At 52.6% G+C, this 12,571-nt stretch carries 9 protein-coding genes; 6 read left to right on the forward strand and 3 right to left on the reverse strand.

Annotated elements, in window-relative coordinates:
• Positions 1-7: 7 nt before the first annotated feature.
• The gene (locus tag MUB23_RS19855) at positions 8-1,741 is read left to right on the forward strand and encodes an ABC transporter ATP-binding protein (RefSeq protein WP_244801005.1); all 1,734 of its coding nucleotides are present in this window, start codon (positions 8-10) and stop codon (positions 1,739-1,741) included.
• Between the two features lie 149 nt (positions 1,742-1,890).
• Here MUB23_RS19855 and MUB23_RS12930 read toward each other — a convergent pair whose 3' ends face one another.
• Positions 1,891-2,670, reverse strand: a complete 780-nt coding sequence (locus tag MUB23_RS12930) for an N-acetylmuramoyl-L-alanine amidase (RefSeq protein ID WP_244801006.1) — start codon at positions 2,668-2,670, stop codon at positions 1,891-1,893.
• 332 nt (positions 2,671-3,002) lie between these two features.
• Here MUB23_RS12930 and MUB23_RS12935 point away from each other — a divergent pair, with 332 nt between their 5' ends.
• Positions 3,003-4,400: a D-alanyl-D-alanine carboxypeptidase family protein gene (locus tag MUB23_RS12935; protein ID WP_244801007.1), complete on the forward strand. Its 1,398-nt coding sequence runs from the start codon at positions 3,003-3,005 to the stop codon at positions 4,398-4,400.
• Between the two features lie 113 nt (positions 4,401-4,513).
• The gene (locus MUB23_RS12940) at positions 4,514-5,356 is read left to right on the forward strand and encodes a DegV family protein (RefSeq protein ID WP_244801008.1); all 843 of its coding nucleotides are present in this window, start codon (positions 4,514-4,516) and stop codon (positions 5,354-5,356) included.
• 91 nt (positions 5,357-5,447) lie between these two features.
• On the opposite strand, the gene MUB23_RS12945 is transcribed toward MUB23_RS12940, so the two are convergent.
• Positions 5,448-6,650, reverse strand: a complete 1,203-nt coding sequence (locus tag MUB23_RS12945) for an FKBP-type peptidyl-prolyl cis-trans isomerase (RefSeq protein WP_244801009.1) — start codon at positions 6,648-6,650, stop codon at positions 5,448-5,450.
• 108 nt (positions 6,651-6,758) lie between these two features.
• Positions 6,759-7,205, reverse strand: coding sequence for a MarR family winged helix-turn-helix transcriptional regulator (locus tag MUB23_RS12950; RefSeq protein ID WP_244801010.1), 447 nt, complete (start codon positions 7,203-7,205; stop codon positions 6,759-6,761).
• 255 nt (positions 7,206-7,460) lie between these two features.
• Here MUB23_RS12950 and lon point away from each other — a divergent pair, with 255 nt between their 5' ends.
• From lon to dnaK, 3 genes are all read left to right on the forward strand, one after another.
• A complete protein-coding gene (gene lon / locus MUB23_RS12955) occupies positions 7,461-9,797 on the forward strand; it encodes an endopeptidase La (RefSeq protein WP_244801011.1) in 2,337 nt (778 codons plus the stop codon).
• A gap of 219 nt (positions 9,798-10,016) precedes the next feature.
• Positions 10,017-10,442, forward strand: coding sequence for a C-GCAxxG-C-C family protein (locus MUB23_RS12960; protein WP_244801012.1), 426 nt, complete (start codon positions 10,017-10,019; stop codon positions 10,440-10,442).
• 268 nt (positions 10,443-10,710) lie between these two features.
• Complete coding sequence (gene dnaK / locus MUB23_RS12965) at positions 10,711-12,465, forward strand: molecular chaperone DnaK (RefSeq protein WP_244801013.1); 1,755 nt, start codon at positions 10,711-10,713, stop codon at positions 12,463-12,465.
• Positions 12,466-12,571 lie beyond the last annotated feature (106 nt).

Genomic DNA, 12,571 nt, shown 5'->3' on the forward strand with positions numbered 1-12,571 from the left:
ACGAAGTGTGAAAGAGGGAAAATTGGTGGTGAATTCCAAGTACCGGAGAACGCAGTGGATGCTTCGGGGCTTGGATCTGACGGCACAGGTTCTGATGCTGCTTGGTATTTTGTTTGGCGGAAAGGCGGCCGCGTTCTTGGAGCAGTCCGAAAGCCGGGCCGCTTGGCAGACGCTTTTTTGGGCGGCCGGTTTTGCTCTGGTCAGCCTGATTCTTGGAAAAATTTCCGAGATGGCAGGCGAGGCGATGTGCTCCCAGGTGGAGGACGAGCTGCAAAATGCAGCCTACCGTCAAATCTTGGAGGGAGACTGGAAAACAGTGAACCGGATCCGTCAGGGAGACGCGGAACAGCGGATTCAGCGGGATGCCGGGATTACGGCGATGGCGGTCACGGAAATGCGCCGCAAGATCGGGAAAGCGGCGGCCGGGATCTGCGGGATGCCGGTTCTGCTGTTGTTTTACGATCAACTGGCAGCAGGGGTTTTAAGCGTGGAAATTTTGATCTCCGCTTTGCTGTTTTGGATTTTGTATCGGAAAAACTATAAAGCGGCGGCAAAATGGAAAGAGATGGAGAGCCAGGCCACTGCATTTTACCGGGATTCCGTGGACAAGCTGTCCGTGATTCAGACTTACCAGGCGGGCGGAATGTTTGAACGGCAGCAGTCGGAGTTGATGAGAAGGCAGAAACGTTACCGGAAGCGGGCAAAGCAATACCGGGACGGCATCGAAGGAGGGCTTTTGATCCTGGGGCTGGTGACGTCGGCTGCATTTCTGGCACGGGCCGGGGAATGGCTGCGCGGCGGTTCTCAGGCAGAAAACTCCGTGGTGTATTTGCTTTTGATTGGATTTTTGATTGGGAATCTGGTCCCTTTAAAAGGCATGCTGGGGAGGAAAGCGGAAAGTATGGTTTCCGCCGGACGGCTGGCTGAGATGCTGGAACTGCCGGAAGAAGGCCGCCTGGATGAGGAATGGGTGGAATTATTGGAAATGCGGCAGAAGGAAGGCTTTGCCGTCCGGTTTCATCAGGTGGACTTCGGCTACCGGAAAGGAAAGCCGGTTCTGGAACAGGTCACGTTGGAGGCGCTGCCGGAAGAATGGGTGGGAATCGGCGGTTTTTCCGGGGCAGGAAAAACAACGGCGGTGCGCCTTTTGTTGGGACAGGTCTTTCCGGATGCCGGGGAGGTGGATCTGATTCACCGCCAGGGATTGACGTGCCTGGTGTCGGCTGCCTCACGGGAATTTTTCGCCTGGGTGCCCCAGGAGAGCTCTCTGTTCCCCGGAACCATAGCGGCGAACCTTCGGCTAGGGAAACCGGATGCCAAGGAGGAGGAGATGTGGCAGGCCCTGGGAATCGTGTGCCTGGACTCCTTTGTGCGCCGCCAGCCGGAAGGGCTGAACACCATGCTGGGCGGCCAGGGACTGTGCCTGTCCGCCGGTCAGGCGCAGCAATTGGCGATTGCCAGAGCAGTATTAAAAGACGCCCCGATCTGCGTGCTGGACGAGCCGACGGCCGCCATGGACGCAGAGACGGAGGAGTCGGTTCTTGCCAACCTGTATCAGGTTTGGCAGGAAAAAACCTGTATTCTGACTTCTCATGATTCCCAGGTTTTGGCCTGGTGCGACCGGAATTATTGGATTGCTGGAGGGGAGGTCCGCCCGGTGCAGCCGGTTCTGGAAGAGACGGCTGCCGCGGATCTTTGGGAAGATGTGCAGGAGGAGCATTTACCGGAGGTGTTTTCCTGACGCGGCATCTTCCTTTGCATTTGTCAGTGCATCCATAACGGAACGAAGCCTTGATTCAAGCAGAAAAATGCCCCAGGGGGAGGCCGCCGCTGCCGAGAGCGGAGTCTCCCCCTGGTTTTTTGTGGTGGGCGCATACGGAACTTTTTGGATCAGGTGCTGGAAATAAAGGTACTGTAGCCTTTTCCCCGCAGAACCTGTTCCATGCGGATGGCATTCTCCAGATTCCGGAAAGCGCCGACCTGCACCTTATAAAGGCCGTCCCGCAGCACTGTGAAGGCCGGAAAACCTTCCGCGATCAGCTTATCCCGCAGACGGTCCGCATTGCTGCGGCTGGCGAAGGCGCCGGCCTGTACGCGGTAGAAAATATCGCTCGGCGGGGCGTTTCCGTTCAGGGTTTCCGTGATACCGTCGGCGATGGCGCCGGCGATTTCATTCAGTTTCTCATCAAAGAGAGCATTGTCCTGGTCGTTATTGATAAAGCCGGCCTCGACCAGAACCGCCGGCATCTCGGTCCGGCGCAGCACAACCAGCCCAGGCCGCTCAATGACGCCGCGGTTGGCGAATCCGAGTTTGGCCAACTGTGCGTTGATGTTTCTGCCCAACTCTCCGGGAAGCCCCGTATCTTTGTAGACCAGCGTTTCCACGCCGGTGGAGGTATTGGGTTCTTCAACGGAGTTCCGGTGGATGGACACGAACAGATCCCCGCCGGAATTATTGGCAATCACAGCTTTTTCGTAAGGGGTATTGTAGACATCGGTGGTGCGGGTATAAACGACATTGTATCCCGCTTTTTTTAACATTTCGCCGAGCGCCAGGGCCAGCCGAAGCGTATCATCGGCCTCCCTCCTGCCCTGGAAAACGGCGCCCGGATCCCGGCCGCCATGGCCGGCATCAATAATAATGGTTTCTGCCACGGAAAAACTCCTCATTCTGTTTTCTATCAGGATATGCAGCAAGCCAGGGTTCTGTGATTCTGTTCTCGTTACTTGCTTCTTTTCGTCCATGGGGATAAAATCGGGCCTTCCGGAGAAGGATGAAAAGGGGAAAATGCGGGAGAAGCAGAAACAATTGATATAAATTATCTGGAATAGGGATTGCTCTTACCGCTGTCCTCCGCTATAATAGCCTTTGGAATGAACTGCCATATGGAGTTCGGACTTCCCGCCGTTTTTTATGGAGCAACGCGTAGTTCGGACTTCCCGTCCTTTTTTATGGAGCGACGGAGGAGCGTAATAAAAAATAGTTAATACAAGAGGAAAGCATGAAAAGACGAATTTGGAAAGTATACGGAATCTTTCTGGCAATCTTGCTGGTGTTTGGAACCGCGCCGGATGTCTGGGCGGCCGGCGGCCGCGCCGACCGGGTTACGGTGGACTACCGAAGCACCAGCGAATGGCCGGCGGGGCCGGAAATCAGTTCAGAGGCGGCGTGCCTGATTGATTTGCAGTCAGGAGCAATCCTGTATGAAAAAAATGCGGAGGAGACTTTGTATCCAGCCAGTATCACAAAGGTTCTGACTGCGCTGCTGATTGTGGAAAACTGCGGCTTAGATGAAATGGTGACCTTCTCCCATAATTCCGTGACGGATTTGGATTCAGACGGAATCTGCGGCCTTATGGCAGAGGGGGATCAGCTGTCTGTGAAAGATTGCCTGTATGTGCTGATGCTGAAATCATCCAATGAAACCGCCTATGCCCTGGCGGAACACATGTCGGGCTCGGTGGAGGCTTTTGCCGGCGCCATGAACCAAAAGGCAAAAGAACTGGGGGCCACCCACTCTCACTTTGCCAACCCTCACGGGCTTTTCCATGAAGAACACTATACGACGGCGGAGGATATGGCCCGGATTTATTGGGCTGCGGTGCAGAACGAGACCTTCCTGTCCATTGATTCTACCCCTCGCTACACGGCTGCGGCCACGACCCCGTGTCCCCAAGGTTTTACGGTGGATATGCGCCACCAGATGCTGGTGCCTGGCTCAGAATTTTATGATGAGGACGTGGTGGCGGGTAAAACCGGCTATATCCAAAAAGCTCAGAACACCTTGGTCACCTACGGCGCGCGGGGAGACCGGGAACTGGTTTGCGTCACTTTGAAGGCGCCAAGCCGGGCAGAGTCCTTTGAGGACACGAAAAAGCTGCTGGACTATGGCTTTGATCATTTCACCGTCTATGACGCCGCCTCCCAGGCGGATTTGTCCGCCCTCCAGACCGAAGCTTCGAAAACCCTTGGCAATTTGGAAAGCCTAACGGTTGGAAGCGATGGTTTTCTGCTGCTCCCGAATGAGGTGAATTTGTCGGCAGTGGATTCCGCCTTATCCATGGGAGCGCCGAGAGAGGGCGGCAGCTGTGACGGCCAATTAGTGTATTCTTACCAGGGGCAGAAGATCGCTTCCGTTCCGGTGACGGCTAAGCTGGAGATCACCGAGCCTCCGGAGGAAGCCACATCGGCTCCGGTCCCGGCCACGGCGCCGGTTCCGGAAAAGGCGGATGGAGGGGGATTTTTTGACGGCTGGAGCGCTTGGCAAATCACGGCGTTGTGCCTGTTGAGCGCCTTGGTATTGGTTGTCGTTGTTCTTCTGATCGTCAATATTTCGGTGCGCCGGAAGAGGAGAAGAAGGAGAGAACAAAGAAGGCGGGAAAGACAGCGGTATCAATAAAAAGATAATCCGGTACAATACTCTTTATTGAATCAAAAACCCTCTTTTCAAAAGTGGAAATATATGCTATTATATGTAGTAATTAAAACCGTATGTTTTCCAGGAGGGTTATCGTGAAGTATAAAATTGTAGTAGACAGTTGCAGTGATTTGACCAAGGAATTAAAAGAAGAGGGGCATTTCCGCTCCGTCCCCCTGACGCTTCAAGTCGGAGGAAAAAGTTTCATCGATGACGATACCTTTCAGCAAAAGGAATTTATCCGTCTGGTGAAGGAGAGTCCGGATTGCGCGAAGACCGCCTGTCCTTCCCCGGAAGCGTTTTTTCGGGCTTACGATGAAAATGATGCGGAAATGGTGTTTGTCATTACCCTTTCCCAGCAGCTCAGCGGCACCTATAACAGCGCGGTGCTGGGCAAAAAGATGTACGAAGAAGAGTATCCGGGCAAGAAAAAGATCCATGTGGTTGACTCGGAATCCGCCTGCTGCGGTGAAACCGTGATTGGTTTTAAAATACAAGAACTGGCGGAAGCCGGTCTTCCTTTTGAGGAGATCGTGGAGCGGGCCGAGGCATTTCGGGACGAGATGAAAACCTATTTTGTTCTGGAGGATCTGGATACCCTGCGCAAAAACGGCCGTCTGACCGGCCTGGCCGCGATCCTTGCCACCGCGCTTCACATTAAGCCGGTGATGTCCGCTAAAAACGGCGTGATCATCAAGCTGGATCAGAGCCGCGGCATTCAGCGCGCTTTGAAAAAAATGGTGGATATTGTGGTGGAAAACTGTCGGAATTCCGAAGAAAAAATCCTGGGTATTACCCATGTCAACTGTCCGGAACGGGCCGCCGAGGTAAAAGAAATGCTGTGCAGCCGTCTCCCCTTTAAAAAGGTTTACGTGGTGGACGCCGCGGGCGTCAGCACCACCTATGCCAATGACGGTGGAATCGTGGTAACCATCTGACCGGACAACTCTCCTGAGTATAAAAAAGATGAGACCTTCGAAACAAAGGTCTCATCTTTTTTATATTCGGAATCAATGCGAAAGCTTTCCATTATAACCGGGCGGCGTTTTCTCTCAGGTAACTTGTCGCCTGATCGTACAGCACAACCATTTTCAGATAGCCGGCTCCATAGTATTCTTCATAGAGGCTGTAGTCCTCGGATCCCATGTTCTCGGAGAAATACTTCGTAAGATCCTCGGCTTCGACGGAAAGGGAGGCATCCTCGGCCAGTGCCTGGATAATCAGCCGCTTTTCCGCGGCCGCTTTTAGTTCATCGGCCAGCTTCTCATAAAGCTCCTCCACCGTGCTCACTCCGTACTGCATATTGATGAAGGTTGCAAGGTCCAAACCATAGTTGGCGGCGCTGCTGGTGTACTGCTGGACCATCACTTTTTTCTCATAATCCAAAACAGTTTCCGGGAGTTCCGAGATCTTTGCGTTCTTCGTCATATAGTCCCAGAGAAATTCCGTTTCTGCGGATTCCTGCAGATCAGAACGGATTCCTTCTTTCATCTCCTCCGCGTTGTTCCAGCCGTAATCTGTCTGGAAATTCTCTACCACAAAGGCGTCGTTGAATTCGGGCAGGACATCTTCCCCTTCAATGTAATTGATCTTGGTGACGAAGACGGCATCCTTGCCGTTTAATTCTTCTTTTCCATAGTCTTCCGGGAACGTGACCTCGACCTGCACGGTCTCGCCGGGCTTATGGCCGATCAGCTGCTCCAGAAAATCATCGATATACTTGGTGGTTCCGATGATCACCGTGGTACCGGCTCCATTCGTGGTGCCGCCTTCAAATTCCACGCCGTCGACGCTGCCTACATAGTCAATATTGACTGAATCGCCGTCTGCCACTTCGCGGTCCGTGATCTGGGAAGTCTCTGCAAAGTTGCCCAATACCGAATCCAGGGTTTCCTGGAGCTTTTCATCTGTGATGGTATGGACGTCGGCGGGGATTTCGATTCCCTGGTAGGTAGGAAGCGTCACATAGTCCAGTGCTTTCAAGTTGTCAAAAAAGCCATTATCCGCGAGTCCTTCGCTGTATTGAAAGGCAGCCGTCGTCTCCCCGGAGGCGGCTGTGCTTTCTGCTGCGCTGCTGGATTCCGAGCTGCCGGTCTCCGCGGCGGTCGTCTCCGCGGCCGAGGTTTCCCCGGTAGACTCCGTGGAGGAATCTGCGTTACCGCAGCCTGCCATTAAAGAAGCGATCATGGATGCCGCCAGTATCACGCCGGTCCATTTTTTAGCATTTTTCATTTCCAAATTTTCCTTTCCATATCCAAACGATTCAAAGAGAAAACAACTGTTTCCCATTATACACGATTTGTCCCAGGAAAGTGTAAAACTTTTATTAATTTCGGGAGATTATTTTGCGGTGATCTTATTTAGGATCTCCTCCATATAATTTAAACAGTGCAGAAAGTTTTCCAATTCTTCCTCGGATAGACAATCCAGGGAGGAGAGCATAATGTCGGCGTATCCCCTTTTGATTTCAGAAAGATATTGCTCTCCATGGAGGGTTAGATTCATATTGATCTGACGCCGGTTCCGGCAGTTGGTACTGCGGACGATCAAATTCCGGTCCACCAGCGGGCCCACCGCACGGGAAGCCAGCTCCCTGGAAATACAGATCTTGTCCGCCAGCTCGCCCATGGTCATGCCGGGGCAGCAGCCCAGGCTGAGAATGATTTTAAACTGGGTCTTGGTCAGATCATACTGCCGGATCTCCATAAAATGATTAAAATACTGGGTATAATTGGGAAAGATACCCAAAAGGGTGAAAACCACCTGTTCTTTCTCCGTTTTATCCATAGCAATCTCCCTTTTCCGATACAGTGTCAAGTGCAGAAAATGAAAGTTCCGTATGAAAATTCCAAGGCTCCGTGACTTTCCGCCGGGTTCTTTTTCCGCTTCTTTAGTATACTGTATTTGTTAACCATTGTCAAATGATAATCATAATCAAAAATTATCTGGAATCAATAGTTGACAAAAGTTACACATATGTTATACTATAGTCTAATCATATTAAGCTGAAATAAGTGTTTCGGTGACAGAGGAGGAATACATATGATGGTAATACCGATTTATGATACCGTTCTTCTTCCGGGAGTTCCCTATCATTTTAATTTAGATACAATCAATCAGGAGGAACTGAACGAGCTAAAATCTGAGGATTCCCCGGAGATCCTTTTGCTTCCCTTGAAGGATAAAAAAGAAAGGGAGGAGATTCAGGCAGAGGATTTCTATGAAATCGGCGTCCGGGCCCAGGTGCTGAAAGTGCAGGAAAATGCCGCGGGCATCTGGCTTTCCGTACAGGCGGTGGAGCGGGCGCGCTGTGTCTTTCTTCGGGTTTTGTCCGACCGCGTGGAAGGGGAGTTTGAGAGCATCCCGGAGGAGATCGATGTAAACGAGACCGGCCGGCGGGACCTGGTGGAATTTATCAAGCGGACGGCGGGAGAACTGGCTGAATTTTTTCATGGAGCAGAGAAGCTGGCCGAGTACATGAATACGCTGACTGAGGCCAATGAGCTGATTTCGTTTTTGTCCCAGTTCATCGGGATGAGCCCCGATGAAAAATATGCTCTGTTGGAAACGTCTTCCTATAAAGAAAGGGGTTCTCTTTTTTGCAGCAGCCTGGTGAAATTTAAAAATGCGGTGGAGTTAAAGGTAGAGTTAACCCAAAAATATAATGAGACAAAGGGAAAATCCTATCAGGAGGCCGCGATCCGCCAGCAGATGGAAGTTTTACAGAAAAAACTGGAGGAGCTGTCCCCGGAGGAGCGCTCGGAGACTGAGGAATACCGGCGGAAAGTTGAAGAGGCCGGTATGCCGGAGGACGCCAAAAAGGAGATTCTTCGGACGTTGAAGCGGTTGGAGCAGGAAGGCCCCCATGGCTCGGAATACAATACGCTGCATGGCTACATGGAATTTGTGACGGATCTGCCCTGGAAGAAAACGCAGGCAGGCCCCATTGATCTGAAAAAAGCCAGAGAAATTTTGGACCGCGGACACTATGGCCTGGATAAGGTCAAAGAACGGATCTTGCAGCACATGGCTGTCATGGCGCTGAAGAAAAATCAGACGGGATCCATCCTGCTTTTGGTGGGAGCGCCGGGAACCGGAAAAACCAGTATCGGGAAGGGCATCGCGGAGGCCCTGGGCCGGAAGTATACCCGGATCAGCTTTGGCGGCGTCCGGGATGAGGCCGAGATCAGAGGGCACCGCAGAACCTATGTGGGAGCCATGCCCGGCCGGATTATGGAAGGGATCCGCAGGGCCGGCGTGTCCAATCCTGTCATGGTTTTGGATGAGATCGATAAGCTGATCAGCAGCTATAACGGCGACCCGGCCAGCGCTCTTTTGGAGGTGCTGGATCCGGAACAGAACAATACTTTTACCGATCATTATCTGAATGTTCCCTACGACCTGTCCCAGGTGCTGTTCGTGTGTACGGCCAACACCATGGATACGATTCCCCAGCCTCTGCTGGACCGGATGGAAGTGATTTCCCTGTCCGGCTATACGCCGGATGAAAAGTTTTACATCGCCAGGGATTATCTGCTTCCCGCCTCGATCCGGGAGAATGGATTGGAGGAAAGCGATCTGACGGTTTCGGAGGAGACGATCCGGACGATTATCACCGATTACACCATGGAAGCCGGAGTCCGCGGCCTGAAAAAACAGATGGATGTGCTCTGCCGGAAAGCAGCCGTCCAGATTGTCGAAGAGGGGCGGCACGGAGTTTTCGTAACGCCGGGGCAGCTTCCGGATCTGCTGGGCAAGCGCGTGGCGAATCACGAGAAGGTAACCGGGGAAAACCCGGCCGGTGTGGTCACCGGGCTGGCCTGGACGCAGGCGGGAGGAGAGATCCTCTTTATTGAATCCGTGGCGATGGAGGGGAGCGGGCAGATCCGCCTGACCGGCCAGTTGGGCGACGTGATGAAGGAATCCGCCTCGATCTCCCTGTCCCTGGTGAAGTCCCTGTTTGCAGGGAACGGGTTTCCCTTTGCCAAGAGCGATATCCATATCCATGTGCCGTCGGGAGCGGTGCCGAAGGATGGTCCGTCCGCCGGGATCACTCTGTTTACCGCCCTGGTTTCCCTGGTGACCGGTCGGACCGTGGATCCCCGCCTGGCGATGACAGGAGAAATCTCCCTGCGCGGAAAGGTTCTGCCCATCGGCGGCCTTCCGGAGAAACTGATGGCCGCGGAGCGGGCCGGGATCAAGATGGTTCTGATTCCGAAGGAAAATGAGGAAAACTTGAAGGATGTGCCGAAGGAGACCAGAGCCGCTTTGGAGATTCTGCCGGTGAATACGGTGGAAGAGGTGATGGCCTATGCTTTTGGCCCGAAGTTTTTGGAAGAACAAAAAGAAGAGAGAGAACGGCTGATCCGCGCCGTTTAACAGAATAAATCAAGTTCTTTTCTCTATAGCAGCGCATGTTTATTTTAAATATGCGCTGCTATACTTCTGACCTAAAATGTTGTATACTGAGATAAATTGCCATTTATAATTAGAAGGTTAAGATGTGTTTCGATAGGCACATACAAATATAGAACGGATGAAGAGGGAAGGGATCAGCGTCTTACTGGAAACGGACGCTGCATTTAGGGGAGGTTCAAAATGAACATAAACGAGAAAGTCCATGAATTATACTGGGATCGTAATATGAATTGTGCGAGAACTGCGTTGATCTGCTTGGGGGAAATCTTTGGCATAGAATACGATGCACAGATTCTTCCTTCTGCGGTTGGCCTGCATGGTGCGGGAGGGTTTCGGGCGCAGTGCGGGTTGGTGGAAGGAAGCCTGATGTTTTTTGGGATATATTATAGTCAGCTTGGAAAAAGCGAAGCGGAGATTGCTTCTATCTGTTGTGAGTTTGCCGAAACATTTACGCATCAGTTCGGTTCTTTAGCTTGCCGTGATTTGAGACCCGGTGGGTTTACCGAGAACGACACTCCGCATATCTGTGAAAAAATAACTTGCGAAGCAATCGCTTTTACATCCGAATTTATAAAAAAGTTAGAAGTAAATTGCCGGGAAAAATAGCCGCAATGACAGGAAAGATGGTGTGACTGCCAAGCCTAAGTTTTATAAATCGGAATGAGGACAGCAGATCGTTGATCCGACGGCCTCCCCCTGGATAGAAAGCCTTAAAGTTATAAAATCTTTACGAATTTCAAAAGAAATTTAGAGCAGAAACACAAATTGTTAAAATGTAGCGGCTAAAATAAAATCACTTGAGGCGATTTCTCGAATTCTTTTGAAGAAATACGCCAAAGCATCGGAACGAAGAAGCGAGGAAGGAACAGATACCATGGGCAAGATTATTGGAATTGATTTAGGAACCACGAACAGCTGTGTAGCGGTCATGGAGGGCGGAAAGCCGACGGTGATCCCCAATGCCGAGGGCACCCGGACGACGCCCTCCGTGGTCGCTTTTTTGAAAGACGGCGAGCGGATCGTCGGAGAACCGGCCAAACGCCAGGCGGTGACCAACAGCGAGAAAACGATCTCTTCGATCAAGCGCCAGATGGGCGGCCAGAAAAAGATTTCCATTGACGGAAAGAAATATTCACCGGAGGAAATTTCCGCAATGATACTCCAGAAAATGAAAAAGGACGCGGAGGATTATCTTGGCGAAGCCGTCACGGAGGCGGTGATCACAGTGCCCGCTTACTTCAACGACGCTCAGAGGAAAGCGACGAGGGACGCGGGAAAAATTGCGGGACTGGAAGTCAAGCGAATCATCAATGAGCCGACGGCCGCAGCCCTGGCCTACGGCTTGGACAATGAGCAGGCGCAAAAGATCCTGGTCTATGATTTGGGCGGCGGCACCTTCGACGTTTCCATCATCGAGATCAGCGAAGGGTTGATCGAAGTGCTGGCGACCTCCGGCGACAACCAGCTGGGCGGCGATGATTTTGACCAGCGGATCGCCGACTATATTTTGCAGGAGTTTAAAAAGCAGGAGCGCGTGGACCTCTCCAAAGACAAGATGGCCATGAAGCGGATTCAGGAGGCGGCTGAGGATGCGAAGAAGGCGCTTTCCACCTCCACGGAGACTTCCATCAATCTGCCCTTTATCACCATGGGCAAGGAGGGCCCGAAGCATCTGGAAATGACCATCACCCGCGCCAAGTTCAACGAGCTGACCTTTGATCTGGTGGAGCGGACCGCAGGGCCGGTAAAGAATGCCATGAGCGATGCCGGTATCACGGACCGGGAACTGGGCCGTGTGCTTCTGGTGGGAGGTTCCACCAGGATTCCGGCGGTGCAGGACAAGGTAAAGAGCCTGACCGGGAAAGAGCCCAGCCGGAACCTGAATCCGGATGAGGCAGTGGCCCTGGGCGCAGCGATTCAGGGAGGAAAGCTGGCCGGAGATGCGGGGCTCAATGAAATTTTGCTGATGGACGTCACCCCTTTGTCCCTTTCCATCGAGACCGTGGGAGGCGTTGCCACCCGGCTGATCGAGAGAAACTCCACGATTCCCACGAGAAAGAGCCAGATCTTTTCCACAGCCGCCAACTTCCAGCGTTCCGTGGAAATCAACGTGCTTCAGGGCGAGCGCCAATTTGCCCGCGACAATAAATGTCTGGGAAAATTCCGGCTGAACGGAATCCGCCGGGCCATGGCAGGCGTGCCTCAGATCGAGGTAACCTTTGACATCGACGTGGACGGAATCGTCCACGTGTCGGCCAAGGATTTGGGGACCGGCAAGGAACAGAGCATCACCATCACCGCCGGATCCAACCTTTCTGATTCTGAGATCGAGCAGGCAGTGGAGGACGCGGCCCGCTATGCGTCGGAAGATACCACGCGCAAGGAGCGGCTGGACGTGAAGAACGAAGCCGAACGGCTGATTTTCCAGGTGGATCAGGCATTGCGCAAGGAAAAGAAAACCATTGATAAATCCGTGAAGAATCAGGTGAAGGCCGATATGGCGAACCTTCAGCGGCTGCTGCGGAAGGCAAAACCGGAGAAGATGACCGACGCGGATTACGAGGCGGTTCGTTCCGCCATGGAAACCTTGAAAAACTCGGCTGCGGATCTTTTGGGAGACGCAGAGTAAAAGACGCGGTACAAATAAATGGGTTGCAATCCCGGTCCCCTTTCGGTATACTGGTAACGGAAGAGGAACAGGAGGAGGGCTGGCGGAAGATGCCGGCCCTCTTTTT

The sequence above is a fragment of the Cuneatibacter sp. NSJ-177 genome (assembly GCF_022867805.1).
Lineage (GTDB): Bacteria > Bacillota > Clostridia > Lachnospirales > Lachnospiraceae > Pseudolachnospira.

Excerpts from the sequence above, each read along its gene's own strand:
- MUB23_RS12930 (WP_244801006.1), bottom strand. The coding sequence starts at position 2,670 with ATGAGGAGTTTTTCCGTGGCAGAAACCATTATTATTGATGCCGGCCAT.
- MUB23_RS12935 (WP_244801007.1), top strand. The coding sequence starts at position 3,003 with ATGAAAAGACGAATTTGGAAAGTATACGGAATCTTTCTGGCAATCTTG.
- MUB23_RS12945 (WP_244801009.1), bottom strand. The coding sequence starts at position 6,650 with ATGAAAAATGCTAAAAAATGGACCGGCGTGATACTGGCGGCATCCATG.
- MUB23_RS12950 (WP_244801010.1), bottom strand. The coding sequence starts at position 7,205 with ATGGATAAAACGGAGAAAGAACAGGTGGTTTTCACCCTTTTGGGTATC.
- lon (WP_244801011.1), top strand. The coding sequence starts at position 7,461 with ATGATGGTAATACCGATTTATGATACCGTTCTTCTTCCGGGAGTTCCC.
- MUB23_RS12960 (WP_244801012.1), top strand. The coding sequence starts at position 10,017 with ATGAACATAAACGAGAAAGTCCATGAATTATACTGGGATCGTAATATG.
- dnaK (WP_244801013.1), top strand. The coding sequence starts at position 10,711 with ATGGGCAAGATTATTGGAATTGATTTAGGAACCACGAACAGCTGTGTA.